Raw genomic sequence first — 14,856 nt, 5'->3', positions numbered from 1 at the left:
TGTCTCCGGAAGGGGCGGGCGGCACATGATTTAGCATGTCGGCCACCCGCGCAAGCATCGGCGTGCGCGGGTGATCAAGGATCGACCATCAGTTCTGCAACGGGAAGGTCAGCTCTTTCTGCTTGGTGTCGACGACGAAGACGGCGAGCAGGCGGGCGGGCTTGGTCTCGCTGCCATTGGCGCTGACGCCGTGGCGGTCGCCCGGCATTTCCGAGAAGCTTTCTCCGGCCTGATAGACCTTGACCGGGCCGTCATTGACCTGGCTGCGGATCGATCCCTCGAGCACGGTAGCGTAGATGAAGGCCGAGTCCGGATGGGTATGGCCTTCGGAGAAACCGCCAGGGCCGTATTCGACCAGCACGCCCTTGATGCTCTTGCCGGGTGCGTTCGGCAGCTCGTGCTCATAGACGAGCGTCACCTTCGCGGATTTGCTGCTGTCGTGGGCGGCCGCACCGGTGGCTGTGAGAAAGGCGAGGGTGGCGGCGATGATTGATGCTCTGATCATGGGAATCTCCTTTGTTGCTGGGGGAGAGGACGCGCCCGGCTGCGTCCCCAGCCGATCAATTCGACTGGGCTGATTTGGCGAACCACTCTTCAAAGGTGATCGAACCGAGCCGCGGATTGTCGTCGGAGACGAGCGACTGATCGTTCAGCCTTGCGCCGAAATATCGCGCCTCGGCGTCGGCCTCGACCGTGCGCGGGTCCTTCATCGCCTTTAGATAGCGGGCGACGAGGTCGCTGAGGCGAGCGCGTTCGGGACCCGATATCTCGATCGTCTTGTTGGCGGGAGCGGAGAGCGCCACGTCGGCCATGGCGTCGGCGACATCATCGGAGGCGATCGGCTGCACATAGGCCGGCGACAGGCGGACCGTCTGCCCGACCGTGCCGGATTGGGCGATGCCATTCAGGAATTCCATGAACTGCGTCGAATGCACGATGGTGTAGGGAATACCGGAGGCCCTGATCAGCTTTTCCTGGGCGAGCTTCCCGCGGAAATAGCCGCTTTCCTGCAGGCGCTCGGTGCCGACGACCGAAAGCGCAATATGATGCCTGACGCCGGCGACCTTTTCGGCGGCGAGAAGATTGCGCCCCGAGGTCTCGAAGAATTCGAGCACGGCCTTGTCCTCGAAGGAGGGCGAATTGGCAAGGTCGAGTACGACCTCTGCGCCGGCAAGCGCTTCCGCCAGCCCTTCTCCGGTGATCGTGTTGACGCCGGAGTTCGGCGAGGCGGCAATCACTTCATGGCCGCGCTTGCGCAGGCGTTCGACAGTCTTCGAACCGATGAGGCCGGTTCCGCCGATGACGACGATTTTCATAATAGGTCTCCGTTCGCTGCCGGGGTGCGGCAGCGTCAAAGTTGAATCTTCTCAACAAATTGTGAGGGTTAGTTCAGGCCAGCCTTGTCGAGGCCGTATGCCTTGTCGGCGGTGCCGGGCACGGTCTTGAAGCCGACATTGACCCGGTTCCAGGCATTGATAGCCATGACGACGAAGGTCAGGTCGGAGATTTCCTTTTCGGAAAGCTGGCCGCGAACCCGCTCGTAGATCTCGTCGGGAACGCCGCCCTCCGGCAGCTTCGTCAGGGCTTCGGTCCATGCCAGTGCCGCACGCTCGCGGGGAATGAACAGGTTCGATTCCCGCCAGATGGCGACGTGATAGATCCTGAGTTCGCTCTCGCCATGGATCTTTGCCTGCTTCACATGCATGTCGAGGCAAAAGCCGCACCCGTTGATCTGCGAGGCGCGGATTTCGACCAGCGCCTGCAGCTTCTCGTCAATCACGCTGCTCCTCAGCGCCATGCTGAATTCCATGAATTTCTTGAAAAGCTCGGGGGACTGCTGGGCGTAGTTCAATCGTTGGGTCATGTCTTTCTCCTCTAATTAAGGATATCAAATATCCTTATGGATAGAAGATATCCTTAATCGCTGGACTGTAAAGCCATTCTCGCTTAGTCTGGCGGCATAAAGCCTATGCGCAAAAGTATGAGGGAGCTGTCATGGATATCGTTTCGGCATTGCGGACCTTTCGGCGCGTCGTGGAGACAGGCTCGTTTTCAGCCGCCGCGCATGATCTCGATGTGACCCAGCCGGCGGTCTCGCGGCAGGTCGCGGCACTCGAGGGCCATTTCAACACGCGCCTCCTGCATCGCACGACGAGCGGCCTGTCGCTGACGGCGGAGGGGGAACGGATGCTGCCGATGGCGCTGAGTATTCTCGAAGCGGTGGAAGAGCTCGGCGATGCTGCCGGATCGGATGGAGCGATCGCTTCGGGAAAGGTCAGGCTGAGCGTTCCCGCGCCGCTCGGGCTCTATCTCAGCGAGCGGCTGGGCGATCTTCTGGCTGCTCATCCCAAACTCTCGGTCGAGCTGCTTTTCAGGGAGCAGAGCTCGGATATGATCGAGGAGCGCTTGGACCTCGAAGTGCGCCTTGGCCCGGTCGCCGACAGCAGTCTCGTCTGCCGGCGGATCGGCTGGACGACGGCCTTCCTCGTCGCGTCTCCCGCCTATCTCGCATGCAGGGCGGCGCCGCGCGAACCGAAGGACATCAAGGATCATGAATGCCTGTGCTACAACAGGGCGGGCGAGGCCAATACCTGGTCGTTTTCGAACGGCTCGGAAGACATATCGGTCAGGATCTCTCCGCGGCTGACGGCCTGCAACGCCGTCGCTATCCACAGGGCAGCCCTTGCCGGCGCGGGCCTTGCGGTGCTCTCCCACATCATCGCCAAGCCCGATATCGCCGCTGGCCGGCTGATCCCGGTGATGAAAGATTTTCAGCCGAGCCGGCTGCCGGTCACCGTCGTTTATCCCTCGCGACGCAACATGCCGTTGCGCGTCAAGACGGTTCTGGATTTTCTCATTGATGCGATGGGGCAGGACCCATCGATGTGCGCAGGCGGCGTGGACCGGGGCTGGGACGGGTGAGTGCAAGGATCTGCCGCCATCGGCCATGCCGCGTCAGTTTCCGCCTTGCCTAAGTCAGGCGAATCCTGCCAAGTCGTCTGATCATGCAATTTGCGCCGCAACAAGACGAAGCCCTCAAGGCTGTTTCTAAATGGCTGAACGAAGGGCGCTCGCCGCTCTTTCGCCTGTTCGGTTATGCCGGAACGGGCAAGACGACGCTTGCCCGGCATTTCGCCGAGAACGTCGACGGCGACGTGCTGTTTGCCGCCTTCACCGGCAAGGCCGCGCAGGTGCTGCGCTCGCGCGGCGCCTCCAACGCCAAGACCATTCATTCGCTGATCTATCGCCCGCGCGGCGAGGAAGCGGTGGAGGACGAGGAAACCGGCAAGACCTCGATCGCGCCGATGTTTTCGATCAACCGGCAGAGCCCGGTCGCGAAAGCGGCGCTGATCATCGTCGACGAATGTTCGATGGTGGACGAGGCGCTCGGCAAGGACCTGATGAGCTTTGGCACGCCGATCCTGGTGCTCGGCGATCCCGGCCAGCTGCCGCCGGTTTCGGGCGGCGGTTACTTCACCAACCAGGAGCCGGATTATCTGCTCACCGATATTCACCGGCAGGCGCGCGACAATCCGATCATCAAGCTCGCCATGCAGGTGCGCGAGGGCAATGAGATCATGTATGGCGACTACGGCACGGCCAAGGTGATCTCGAAGAACGAGGTGACGCAGCAGCTCGTGCTCGATGCCGACCAGGTGCTCGTCGGCACCAACAGGACGCGGCGGCGCTACAATCAGCGCCTGCGTGAATTGAAGGGCTTCAGCGCCGATTATCCGCAGACCGGCGACAAGCTCGTCTGTCTTCGGAACGATCCGGCCAAGGGTCTGCTCAACGGCTCGCTGTGGCAGGTGATGACCTCGTCCAAGGAAACGACGAAACCCGGCATCAATCTCCTCGTCCGTCCCGAGGACGACGACATGGATCGCGGAGCGGCCAAAATCAAGCTGCTCAAACAGGCCTTCGAGGATGTCGAAGGCGAGATCCCCTGGAACACCCGCAAGCGCTACGACGAGTTCGACTATGGTTATGCCCTGACCGTTCACAAGGCGCAGGGCTCGCAATGGAACGACGTCGTGCTCTTCGACGAAAGCTGGGCCTTTCGCGACACGCGGGAACGCTGGCTCTACACCGCGATTACACGCGCGGCGGAGACGCTGACGATCGTGCGCTGATCCCGATTGCGTCGTGATCCCGATCAAGATGGGAAAGGGGCGATGCGGCCGTCGGGGCGCTGTCCGTGCGTCAAGCCTGCACGATGCCGAGCAGGACGGCCTTGGCGATCGCCTGAAAACGGTTGTTGGCGCGGAATTTCAGGATGATTCCAGCTTCGAGATCCCTGGTTTCGTCATGCTTCAGGTCGAGCGCCCGAGCGATGCGCTGGGTCGAATAGCCCTCTGCCATCAATTCCAGACATCGCAGTTCCTGCGCGGTCAGGCTGGAACTGTCCTGATTGTCGTTGAGCGACTGCGTCTCCATGCCGTCCTCGAAGTCCAGGAGATCGCCGACCTGCTGCAGCTGACGGTGCAGCGTCGACATTTCGGCCGTCAATTCGCGCTTGCGCACCTGCAAGGCCTCCCGAAACATTGCCTCGGCCGATTCTTGCGAATCGGCGTTGCGAAGCTCGTCCATCAACTCTTGGATAACCGCGATCGGCATGCCCGTCTCGCGGCAGACGGTGATGACAGCCATGCGCATCACGTCGTCCTGGCCATAGACGCGCATCAGGCCGATGCGATTGGCCGAGATCAATCCCTTTTCTTCGTAGAAATGCAGTGTCCTGTGTGTAACGCCGAATGCGTTGGCCATATCGGCGATAGGCACCGGACCTTCCGGTAGATCCGGCGGCAGCGCGGCCGAAGGCAGGAACCGGTATTTCGACCGGGCCTCCGAAGCGATACCGGCGGCAGCAAACAGGCGTTTGGAACCGTCTGGCATGAACCCTCCTAGGGCATCTTGTTGCACCTCATGCGGATTTGCCAGTTGCTTCCCGGTCGCGGCGAGTGGGGTTTCCTCTGAGCGTCTTACATGGGGAAAGAAGCAGTACGCGGCCTACGTTTACGCGACACAATGTCCACGTTATGCGTGAACGATCTTTTTTATAAGTGCTAAAAATAATCTCTTTTAAATGGGATAGCAACGCGACGGTGTGCTTTGCAGGCTTTGCGCGAAGGTTCTAGCAAAACACGCACTGCGCCCGCCGCATCTTTGCAGCCGACGGGAGCTACTCCTGGTACGTCCCTCACGACTGTACTGCCGATCCATCAATGATCGGCGTCGCATTCATCTGCGATTCTCGTTGGCCATCGCCGGGCACTTGGCTTAAAAGCTGGGCCTCCCGTTTCCGAGACCGATGGATAATCCGCCATGCCAGCCAAGCTCTCCGTGAACCTCAACGCCATCGCCATGCTGCGCAACCGGCGCGATCTCCCCTGGCCGAGCGTCGAAGCCCTCGGCCGAATCGCCCTTGCCGCGGGCGCCAGCGGCCTGACGGTGCATCCGCGCCCCGACCAGCGCCATATAAGATTTTCCGACTTACCCGTCATCCGCAACCTGATCGACGACGAATTCCCAAAGGCCGAGTTCAACATCGAGGGTTATCCCACAGAGGAATTCCTCGAACTCTGTGCCGGCGCCGCACCCGAGCAGGTGACGCTAGTGCCCGACGATCCCTCCCAGGCGACCTCCGATCACGGCTGGGACTTCCGCAAATACCAAGCGTTCCTCACCGACGTCGTCGCGCGCCTGAAAAAGATGGGATGCCGGGTCTCGCTCTTTGCCGACGGCGACGGCGATGAGGACGCGGTCAAGATCGCCAAGGCGGTCGGCGCCGACCGGATCGAACTTTACACCGGCCCCTATGGCGGCTGCTACGACGCGCCCGAACGGGCGGCTCCCATCCTCGAAGCGCTCGGAAAGACTGCAGACGCGGCGCTGGCGATCGGTCTTGGCGTCAATGCCGGGCACGATCTGACGGTTGCAAACCTGCCTGATCTGGTGAAGCGCATTCCCGATCTTGCCGAAGTTTCCATCGGCCATGGGCTGACCGCCGATGCGCTGGAATATGGCATGGCGGAAACGGTGCGGCGGTTTTGCACGGCTTGTGGGCAGAAGGTTTGAGGACGGTCGTTGCTCTTAGCGCTTCGAGCGGGATCGAGTCACGACGTTCTGGCGGTAAGACACACGGTGCATATTGCGTCTGCCGCGCCCATTGGGCGCACTGGATTCCTGTGCTTGTCACAGGAATCCAGCCACGGCGCGTCTGCTCGGTGAATGACACCTTTGCGGCAATGAGATTTTTCTCATTCAAAGTCTGGCCCTTATCCCTGCGGCAAGTGCAGGGATAAGCGAAGGGCTCAATGGCCCCCAGCGCTGCCAGCGGCCGTCAATGCAGCCTTATGCGCCACGAAGAAATCCTTCAGCGGCTGGGGCTGTTTACCCGTCAGCTTGGTGAAATCTTCGGTGACGATCTCGAATTTGCCGGCGCGGATGTTGGCGTCGGCGGAGACCAGCATGTCAGCGATGAAGCCGGGGAGGCCGGCCCCGCGGATGCCCTGGCCGAGCTGTTCGTCATTGACGTCGACGACGTCGAGCGGCTTGCCGGCGGCCTCGGAGACGGTGGCGGCGACCTGCCGGTTGGTCAGCAGTTCAGTGCCGGTCAGCGTATAGGTGGCGCTTTCGGAAGAGCCGGAGGCGAGGGCGGCTGCGATCGCCAGGGCGCAGTCGTCGCGCGCAATGGTCGAGATCTTGCCGTCGCCCGTGGCGCTGTACCATTTGCCGCCCTGCAGGTTGTGCGGCATCCCGTGCAAGTAATTGTCGTGGTACCAGGCATTGCGGATGATCGTATAGGCGATGCCGCTTGCCTTGACGGCGTTTTCGCTGCCGAGGTGATCGGGCGCGAAGATGACGAGCGAATCGTCCGGGGCTGGCATCGAGGTATAGGCAATGTGCTTGACGCCTGCCTTGACGGCAGCAGCGACGGCGGCCTTGTGCTGGGTGAGGCGCTTGCCGGGGGTATCGAGCGCGTCGGTGCTGATGATCAGCAGCCGGTCGACGCCGGCGAAGGCCTTCTCCAGGCTGGCCGCATCATCGAAATCAGCCTTGCGGGTGATGACGCCCTTGTTTGCCAGCTCAGCGAGCTTTTCCGGGCTACGCGTCGCCGCGACAATCCTGGCGGGGGCGACCTTATAGGTCTCGATGAGATGGTGGATGACACGCTGGCCGAGCTGTCCGGCGGCGCCGGTGACCAGGATGGTTTCGCTCATACGTCATTTCCTTCTGCGTTTGACGTTGGTCTCAAAAAGAGACTAACACTAGAATAGGAATTGACTTCGCGGTGTAAAGGAGGCAGTTTTTCGGCTGTACGTTACCAAAAGGGAACCAGCAGATGAGCGGCAAGGTCCTCAGTCTGAAGAACAGGGTGCCGGGTATGCGGCGCGAGATCGATCTCGCCGGTCTCGATTTTTCCAATTGCCCGGTCAGGGACATGATGCAGCATATCGGCGGCAAATGGTCGACGCTGCTGCTTGAGGTGCTGGCGGCTCGGCCTTGCCGGTTCGGCGAGTTGCGGCGGATGCTCCCCGATATCTCGCAGCGCATGCTGACGCAGACGCTGCGCGACCTGCAGAGGGACGGTTACATCCATCGGGAAGTGTTCCCGACCAAGCCGCCGAGCGTCGAATATTCGATGACCGAGCTCGGCCGTTCGCTCTATCAGCCGCTGTCGCAGCTCTTGAATTGGGCGGAAGCGAACCACGAGGCTGTTCGTGAGGCCCGCTTGCGCTTCGATTCTGCAGAGAGCTAGGCTTTGTTGCCGCGCCCTTCTGTCAGGAACAGAAGGAAGGCCAGTGCCGGGAAGGCGAAGCCGATCCAGGCCGTCATCGTCCAGCCGCCGGTCGCATAGGCCCAGCCGCCGAGCGCCGAGCCGAGCGCGCCGCCGGCAAAGAAGGTGGCCATGAAGAGGCCGTTCAGCCGGCTGCGGTGTTCCGGATTCAAGCCGTAAATGGCGCGCTGGCCGCAGACGAGATTGGTCGTCACGCCGAAATCCAGCGAGATCGCCGCCACGGTCAGAAGGATCAGGGCGGTGAGCGAGCCATCGCTTGCGAAATGGCTGATCAGGAAGGAGGCCATGCCGAGCAGCATGGCGATGGTCGAGGCGATTTTCGTCATGCCGCGGTCGGCAAGCCGGCCGGCGATCGGCGAGGCGACAGCGCCGGCCGCACCGGCAAGTGCGAAGAGGGCGATGCCGTTCTGCGTCAGGCCGAAGGCCGGGCTTGCGAGCAGCAGCGGCGTCGTCGTCCAGAAAAGGCTGAAGGCGCCGAACATGCCGGCCTGGTAAAGGGCGCGGCGCTGCAGCACGCGCGAAGTCAGCGCCAGATGCCCCATGGAGCCGAGCAGTTCGCCATAGCCGAGCTTCGTTTTCGGCACGCGGACCGGCAGGTTGGCGCGAAGCACGATGGCGAGCACGAGCATCAGTGCAGCCGTGACATAATAGACCATGTGCCAGGAGGAGGCCTCGGCAACGAAGCTCGCGAAGGGCCGCGCCAGCATGATGCCGCAGAGCAGGCCACTCATGACATTGCCGACGACCTGGCCGCGCGTCGCATCCGGCGCCATGTTGGCGGCAAAGGGAACCAACACCTGAACGGCCACCGAGGCGAGGCCGATGGAGAGCGAGGCGGTAAGGAACATCGCAGGCGTCGTCGACAGTGCGGCACCGATCAGCGCCACGGCAGAGACGGCGATTAGCAGCAGCACCAGCCGGCGGTTTTCCGTGAGGTCGCCGAGCGGCACGATCAGCAGCAGGCCGAGGCCGTAGCCGATCTGCGTCAGCGTGACGATCAGGCCGGTTGCGGCGGGGGAGAAGCCGAGATCGGCGCTGATCGGGCCGGCAAGCGGCTGGCCGTAATAGAGATTGGCGGCCACCAGCCCACAGGCGGCGGCAAAAAGGAAGGTGAGCCAGGGGGACAGCGCTCGTGGAATGACCTTGTCCGGCGTGGTGGCTGAAATGCTCATCAGAAACTCCGGTATTCAAAGATTATGAGAATTAAATGCAAGAATGCTGACTGCGGCCACCCGATCCTTGACCAGATGCCGCTATTTCGATCGTCCGGGCGCACCCGTTCAGGTCACGAGCTTCATCGTCGCTTCGGCTGCGGCGACCATCTCCTGCCTGCTGCGTCCTGTTTTGCCGATGACGCGCAAGCCCTTGGTAAAGCAGAGAAAGGCGAGGGCGGCGGCATCAGGGTCCACCCTCTTCGGGATGGTGCCGTCGGCGTGGCCGACGCGGATGAGATCGGCCATCAGCTTCTCGTCGGCGGCAAAGGCAGTGACGACATGGGCGGCAGTTTCATCGTCAAGCAAGGCGAAGTCATTGGCGCCGCCGACGACGAGACAGCCTTTGCGGCCGGCCTCGCCATGCGAGAGCTCCGTATAATACATCACCATCTGAAAGACCTTTTCGCGGCCAGTTTCGGCCGACGCGATCATTGCTTCCAGGCGCCGCCGGCCGCGCTTGCGATAGCGGGCAAAGGCGGCGACGAAGATGCCGCGCTTGTCCTTGAACGCCTTGTAGATGCTGCCCGAGGCAAGGCCCATCGCCTCGGCCAACTCGCTGATCGAGGTGGCGTGGTATCCGCGCTCGGAAAATACCCGCAGGGCCGCATCGAGGGCCGCCTCCATATCGAATTCGCGCGGACGGCCGCGGCTGCGGTTTTTTTGATCTGTTGTGAGATTGGCAACGGTCATGGCCCCTAATTAGGGAATGATCGTTTCCAAATCAAGCGGAATTTCTGCGATGCAGCAAATTCAGAGATCGAGCACCCAGGTCTGGCCATTCGCCTCGGGGCCGAACAACTTATGTCTCTCCTCGGAGACAAGGCGGAAGCCTGCTTTGATGTAGATGCCGCGGGCCGCCTCCAGCATGTCATTGGTCCAGAGCGAAAGCTGGCGATAGCCCTTCTGTTTGGCAAAGCGGATGCATTCGTCGACCAGCAGCTTGCCGAGTCCGCGGCCGCGGGCTGATTTGTCGACATAGAGCAGGCGCAGTTTGGCAATGCCGTCGCCGCCGTTGGTGACGAGGACCGAGCCGACATTGACAGCGCCGCGCTCGGCGATCCAGCAATATTCCTTCTCGGGATCGAAATTGGCGAGGAACTTTCCGGCGACTTCGGCGACCAGCGCCTCGAAGCGCAGGTCCCAGCCATATTCCTCGGTATAGAAGCGGCTCTGGCTTTCGACGATCCAGCCGATATCGCCGGCGCGATGGGCGCGGATGATCGCCGGCGCGGGCTTCGCGGCCGGGTCTAGCAAAGCTCGGATCGTGTTCATGGCCGAGACGACCGCCTGCGGCTCGCCGGTTGCGAGCGTGTCGAAACGGGCGGCGATCTGCGCATTGGCGCGCCGTCCGAGTTCCTCGAACTCTTCTCGTCCCTGATCGGTGACATGGATGATCTGGCTGCGCAGATCGGCCGGGTCGGGGCTGGTCTCGATCAGTCCTTCGGCGCGGAAACGCTTGAGGATGCGGCTAAGATAGGCCGGGTCGAGATGCAGGTCGCGGGCGAGCGCGGTGGCGCTGACGCCCGTATGAGATCCGATTTCGAAGAGGATGCGAGCGTCCGTCAGCGTGTACGGCGAGTCGAGATAGGCCTTGTTCAGGAGGCCGAGGAAATTCGTGTAGAAGCGGTTGAAGTCGCGGGCGGTTTCGATGAGGGCGATGTCGGACATGGTGATCTCCAGGGGAGATCTCGCAATTTGCCGACAAGACCCGCTCCTCGCTCGCCGTCATCTCGGCCTTGTGCTGCCTTGTGCCGAGGATCTGCTGCCCTATCGACCGGAAGCAGATGCTCGGGACAAGCCCGGGCATGACGAAGGAAGGGTTGGCCGACTGTGTCAACGCACTGACAAAAGTCTCCCTATGAAGACCTTTGTCATGCATTTATTTGACTGAGTCAACTAAATTGTCGTCCACGTCAGGCTGCTTCCTCTTTCACGTCTTCCTCGGCCCCAAGGGCGAATTCGACTGCAGCCCGGGCATGGATCACAGTCGTGTCGAAGCCCGGCAGCGGCAGGCGATCGGGATCAAGGATCAGGCAGATCTCGGTGCAGCCGAGGATAATGCTGTCGGCGCCGTTTTCCATGGCGCGGTCGATGATATCGATCAGTTTCTCACGCGAGCGGTCGTGGACCCGGCCGGCGCAGAGCTCGTTGAAAATGATGTCGTGCACGGTGGTACGGTCGGCGGCGTCGGGCACGATGATGTCGAGGCCGAGGCTCTTCATGCGTTCGGCGTAGAAGCCGTGCTCCATCGTGTAGCGGGTGGCGAGCAGCAGCGGGCGCTTGCGGCCGGCGGCATGCAGCGATTTCGCCGTCTCGTCGATGATGTGGATCAGCGGCACGGAAATCCCTGCCGCGACCTCCTCGGCGATCAGGTGCATGGTGTTGGTGCAGATGAGCACGCAGCTGGCGCCGCCAGCCTGAAGACGTTCGGCAACATCGCCGAGGCGGCGGGCGGCGCCAGCCCAGTTGCCGGCCTTCTGCAGGGCGACGATCTCTTCGAAATTGACCGAGTGCAGGATGATCTCGGCCGAGGCGAGGCCGCCCTTGCGGGCGCGTACCATCTCGTTCACAAGGCGATAATAGATCGCCGAACTTTCGAAACTCATGCCGCCGATCAGGCCGATCGTTTCCATCTCTTTATGCTCCCATTTCGAGTTTCGAAAATCATGCCGTATTTCCGGCGCGGCATGTTTGCATTATTTGTTCTTCACGCGGAATTTGTGCCACCATTTTGCGTGGTGTGGTAAGATTGCGCAAGTTCAAGGCGCAGGGTTGACTTCACGCACATGCTGGACGATCGCGACAGACGTATTCTCGACATGCTGCAGAAGGATGCTGGCATATCCGTGACCGATCTGGCCAAACGTGTGGCGCTTTCGGTCTCGGCCTGTTCGCGGCGCATCCAGCGACTGGAGGAGACCGGCTATATCGCCAGGCGCATCGTCGTTCTCGACCGCGAAAGGATGGGCGTGCCGACGACAGTCTTTGCGCTGGTCAAGACAGCCCATCATTCGGACGAGTAGACGGAGAGTTTTCGCAGGATCATCAGCGATATTCCCGAGATCGTCGAGGCGCACCGGTTGACCGGCAACCACGATTACATCCTGAAAATCGTGCTGCCGCGCGTCGAGCATTACGATGTCATCTACAAGCAGATCGTGCGCAAGCTGGAACTCTTCGACGTCTCGGCTTCGATCTCGATGGAAGAGTTGAAGCATGGAATGGCGATACCCGTGGGCTACGTCCGATGAACAGTCATGTGCCGAGGCATGGCAGTATGAACGACGGAGATATTCGTCGCTTTTTCATGCTGGGGGAAAACTTCTCTGATCCGGGCGCCCACACGATTGCACGCGGAGCCGATAATCTCCAGCGCCGGCGATAGCGATTCATTTGTCTCGCTACGGAACGTTTTTCGACATATTGCGTTCACCTTTAGTTCAGGAGGAGGGGAGGATATTTCCTCCAGTTGGAGGATAGAGGAGAACAGTCATGAGAAAGCTAACCGTCGCCGCGTTATGCTTGATCATAGGTGCCCCTGGCATCACGCCCGCTCAGGCGTTTCCGGTTATCAACCCACCCAAGATCGAGGCACAGCAGCAGCAGATAGAGCAAGTACGATGGCGTGGCCGAGGCGGACATCATCGACGAGATAACTTGGGCTGGGCCTTAGGCGGTCTAGCCGTCGGCACCATCATTGGCAGCGCATTGTCACAGCCCTATTACGGCTCGCCTTACCGCTATTACGGGTCGCCTTACGGTTATTACGACTCACCCTACCGCTATTACGGCTCGCCTTACCGGTATTATGGCTCGCCTTACCGATATTATGGGCCGCCGTACCGCTACTATGGCCGGTATTATGCTCCGCCCTATCGGAACTACGCATCGACCGTCTATTACGGGCGGGGCGGCAGCCATGTGAGCTGGTGCTACGCGCGTTATCGTTCGTATAGGGCTTTCGATAATACCTTCCAGCCCTATTATGGACCCCGTCGCCAGTGCATCAGTCCCTATTGATCGGCACTTGCGCATCGGCGCCGTGAACTGGTTCAGGCCGACCAACGTGATGATCCCGCTCGGACGGCGGCTGAGGCCCAGTCTGGGCAGTAATAACTTTGCGTGATTTCCGCTCCGCAAGCTTCGCGTGCTTGGGCTGCAGGCGCAATTTTGCGCGACACGCTCTGTCGACTGCGATCGGTGCAGGGGAGGCATTCCAAAACGGCAGTTGCAACCTTTGCGCCGAAGCCCACATTGGCTTTCAGCAAAATGGCGCAGAAGGGGCAGGGCATGAGCGATCATCACGTCGTCGTTGTCGGCGGCGGTTTCGGCGGGCTGCAGCTCGTCAACGGATTGAAGGGCGCAGGCGTGAAGATCACGCTCGTCGACAGGCGCAACCATCATCTCTTCCAGCCGCTGCTTTATCAGGTGGCGACGACCATTCTCTCCACCTCGGAAATCGCCTGGCCGATCCGCCGCCTCTATGCCGACCGGCCCGACGTGACGGTGCTGCTCGGCGAGGTCACCGACGTCGACAGCGGCGCGAAGACGGTTTCGTTACGCAACGGCATGACTCTGGGTTACGACACGCTGGTGCTGGCGACAGGGGCGACGCATGCCTATTTCGGCCGTGACGAATGGGAGCCGGTAGCGCCCGGCCTGAAGACGTTGGAGGATGCGACGACGATCCGCCGACGGGTGCTGCTTGCCTTCGAGAAGGCGGAGATGGAGGCCGATCCCGCCGTGCGCGATGCGCTGCTAACCTTCACCATCGTCGGCGCCGGGCCGACCGGCGTCGAGCTCGCCGGCATCATCGCCGAGCTCGCGCATTTCACCCTGCCGAAGGAATTCCGCAATATCGATACGCGCAAGACCCGCGTCGTGCTCGTCGAAGCCGGCCCGCGGGTGCTGCCTACCTTCGCCGAAGAGCTTTCGGCCTATGCGCAAAAGGCGCTGGAGAAACTGGGGGTCGAGGTGCTCCTCGGCAAGCCGGTGACGGAGTGCAGCGTCGACGGTGTCCGAATCGGCGAGACTTTCACGCCCAGCCGCACGATCGTCTGGGCGGCCGGCGTCACCGCCTCACCGGCGGCGCGGTGGCTCGATATCCCGGCCGACCGTGCTGGGCGCGCCATCGTCGAGAAGGATCTGAGCGCGCCGGGCCTGCCCGATGTCTTCATTATCGGTGATACGGCCTCTGTCATGCGGGAGGATGGCAAGCCGGTGCCTGGCATAGCGCCCGCCGCCAAGCAGCAGGGCGGCTACGTGGCAAAAGTCATCCGCGCTCGCCTGTCCGGCAAACCGGCGCCTGCGCCCTTCAAATATTGGCATCAGGGGAGCCTGGCAACGATCGGCCAGAGTGCGGCGATCATCGATTTCGGCCGGATCAAGCTCAAGGGTTGGATCGCCTGGTGGATCTGGGGCATCGCCCATATCTACTTCCTGATCGGCACCCGCTCGCGCTTTGCCGTCGCCTGGAACTGGCTGTGGATCTATCTGAGCGGCCAGCACAGCGCGCGGCTGATCACGCAGTGGGAGACGATGCGGGAGGAGGGGTAGGCTGCTGGCGTGTTGAGCGTCCAGCAGCAATTGCCGGGGCTGACGAGCGGGGCAGGGACGATGGAAACCGCTTTCGATCACTATGCGCCGATGGCCGGGCCGCCGCGCCTACGCCGGCGTTCGGGGCCCGATCCGTTTAACGGGGTGGAGTATCTGCTGCGGTTGCGAGGGAGTGTATGAGAGCGCATTTTGGTCATGGATGGGGCATGCGGCCCGAATCCAGCTACGGGGCGGGTGCTCCGAGGCGGCGGGCGGGAGCAGCGCTTGCGGGCGATGCTTCGAGGC

15 protein-coding genes and 2 pseudogenes are annotated in these 14,856 nt (G+C 61.7%); 8 read left to right on the top strand and 9 right to left on the bottom strand.

The window, feature by feature from the left end:
- Window positions 1–88: 88 nt before the first annotated feature.
- From B5E41_RS05055 to B5E41_RS05045, 3 genes are all read right to left on the bottom strand, one after another.
- Window positions 89–505 carry a cupin domain-containing protein gene (locus tag B5E41_RS05055; protein ID WP_088391574.1) on the bottom strand — a complete coding sequence of 139 codons (417 nt, stop codon included), beginning with the start codon at window positions 503–505 and terminating at the stop codon, window positions 89–91.
- Window positions 506–560: 55 nt separating this feature from the next.
- The gene (locus B5E41_RS05050; protein ID WP_088391572.1) at window positions 561–1,316 is read right to left on the bottom strand and encodes an SDR family oxidoreductase; all 756 of its coding nucleotides are present in this window, start codon (window positions 1,314–1,316) and stop codon (window positions 561–563) included.
- A gap of 68 nt (window positions 1,317–1,384) precedes the next feature.
- On the bottom strand, window positions 1,385–1,864 hold the full coding sequence (locus B5E41_RS05045) for a carboxymuconolactone decarboxylase family protein (RefSeq protein WP_064682658.1): 480 nt from the start codon (window positions 1,862–1,864) through the stop codon (window positions 1,385–1,387).
- Between the two features lie 131 nt (window positions 1,865–1,995).
- Here B5E41_RS05045 and B5E41_RS05040 point away from each other — a divergent pair, with 131 nt between their 5' ends.
- Both B5E41_RS05040 and B5E41_RS05035 read left to right on the top strand, forming a co-directional pair.
- On the top strand, window positions 1,996–2,922 hold the full coding sequence (locus B5E41_RS05040; protein ID WP_088391570.1) for a LysR family transcriptional regulator: 927 nt from the start codon (window positions 1,996–1,998) through the stop codon (window positions 2,920–2,922).
- Between the two features lie 83 nt (window positions 2,923–3,005).
- A complete protein-coding gene (locus B5E41_RS05035) occupies window positions 3,006–4,133 on the top strand; it encodes an ATP-dependent DNA helicase (protein ID WP_088391568.1) in 1,128 nt (375 codons plus the stop codon).
- A gap of 70 nt (window positions 4,134–4,203) precedes the next feature.
- Here B5E41_RS05035 and B5E41_RS05030 read toward each other — a convergent pair whose 3' ends face one another.
- The gene (locus B5E41_RS05030) at window positions 4,204–4,896 is read right to left on the bottom strand and encodes a MerR family transcriptional regulator (RefSeq protein ID WP_088391566.1); all 693 of its coding nucleotides are present in this window, start codon (window positions 4,894–4,896) and stop codon (window positions 4,204–4,206) included.
- A gap of 429 nt (window positions 4,897–5,325) precedes the next feature.
- Here B5E41_RS05030 and B5E41_RS05025 point away from each other — a divergent pair, with 429 nt between their 5' ends.
- Window positions 5,326–6,078 (top strand): pyridoxine 5'-phosphate synthase, encoded by a 753-nt coding sequence (locus tag B5E41_RS05025; RefSeq protein ID WP_088391564.1) that lies wholly within the window; start codon window positions 5,326–5,328, stop codon window positions 6,076–6,078.
- A 236-nt stretch (window positions 6,079–6,314) separates the two neighbouring features.
- Here B5E41_RS05025 and B5E41_RS05020 read toward each other — a convergent pair whose 3' ends face one another.
- The gene (locus tag B5E41_RS05020) at window positions 6,315–7,223 is read right to left on the bottom strand and encodes an SDR family oxidoreductase (RefSeq protein ID WP_088391562.1); all 909 of its coding nucleotides are present in this window, start codon (window positions 7,221–7,223) and stop codon (window positions 6,315–6,317) included.
- Between the two features lie 122 nt (window positions 7,224–7,345).
- On the opposite strand from B5E41_RS05020, the gene B5E41_RS05015 reads away from it, so the two are divergent.
- Entirely contained in the window at window positions 7,346–7,762 is a 417-nt protein-coding gene (locus B5E41_RS05015; protein WP_088391560.1) for a winged helix-turn-helix transcriptional regulator, read from the top strand.
- On the opposite strand, the gene B5E41_RS05010 is transcribed toward B5E41_RS05015, so the two are convergent.
- From B5E41_RS05010 to B5E41_RS04995, 4 genes are all read right to left on the bottom strand, one after another.
- Window positions 7,759–8,973 carry an MFS transporter gene (locus B5E41_RS05010; RefSeq protein WP_088391558.1) on the bottom strand — a complete coding sequence of 405 codons (1,215 nt, stop codon included), beginning with the start codon at window positions 8,971–8,973 and terminating at the stop codon, window positions 7,759–7,761. The two genes, B5E41_RS05015 and B5E41_RS05010, sit on opposite strands and share 4 nt — an antisense overlap.
- Before the next feature lie 108 nt (window positions 8,974–9,081).
- On the bottom strand, window positions 9,082–9,705 hold the full coding sequence (locus B5E41_RS05005; protein ID WP_088391556.1) for a TetR/AcrR family transcriptional regulator: 624 nt from the start codon (window positions 9,703–9,705) through the stop codon (window positions 9,082–9,084).
- Window positions 9,706–9,765: 60 nt separating this feature from the next.
- On the bottom strand, window positions 9,766–10,683 hold the full coding sequence (locus B5E41_RS05000; protein WP_088391554.1) for a bifunctional helix-turn-helix transcriptional regulator/GNAT family N-acetyltransferase: 918 nt from the start codon (window positions 10,681–10,683) through the stop codon (window positions 9,766–9,768).
- A 245-nt stretch (window positions 10,684–10,928) separates the two neighbouring features.
- Window positions 10,929–11,648 (bottom strand): aspartate/glutamate racemase family protein, encoded by a 720-nt coding sequence (locus B5E41_RS04995; RefSeq protein ID WP_088391552.1) that lies wholly within the window; start codon window positions 11,646–11,648, stop codon window positions 10,929–10,931.
- 153 nt (window positions 11,649–11,801) lie between these two features.
- On the opposite strand from B5E41_RS04995, the pseudogene B5E41_RS04990 reads away from it, so the two are divergent.
- From B5E41_RS04990 to B5E41_RS32750, 4 genes and pseudogenes are all read left to right on the top strand, one after another.
- Window positions 11,802–12,266: pseudogene (locus B5E41_RS04990) on the top strand (Lrp/AsnC family transcriptional regulator).
- 241 nt (window positions 12,267–12,507) lie between these two features.
- Window positions 12,508–13,035, top strand: a complete 528-nt coding sequence (locus tag B5E41_RS04985) for a BA14K family protein (protein ID WP_088391550.1) — start codon at window positions 12,508–12,510, stop codon at window positions 13,033–13,035.
- A gap of 270 nt (window positions 13,036–13,305) precedes the next feature.
- The gene (locus B5E41_RS04980; RefSeq protein ID WP_088391997.1) at window positions 13,306–14,571 is read left to right on the top strand and encodes an NAD(P)/FAD-dependent oxidoreductase; all 1,266 of its coding nucleotides are present in this window, start codon (window positions 13,306–13,308) and stop codon (window positions 14,569–14,571) included.
- Window positions 14,572–14,751: pseudogene (locus B5E41_RS32750) on the top strand (hypothetical protein); the annotation flags it as partial.
- Window positions 14,752–14,856 lie beyond the last annotated feature (105 nt).

The sequence above is a fragment of the Rhizobium esperanzae genome (genome assembly GCF_002204185.1).
In the GTDB taxonomy this organism is placed as follows: Bacteria; Pseudomonadota; Alphaproteobacteria; order Rhizobiales; family Rhizobiaceae; genus Rhizobium; species Rhizobium esperanzae.
Note: the sequence above shows the minus strand (reverse complement) of the source record. Positions and strands in the feature narration are given on the sequence as shown.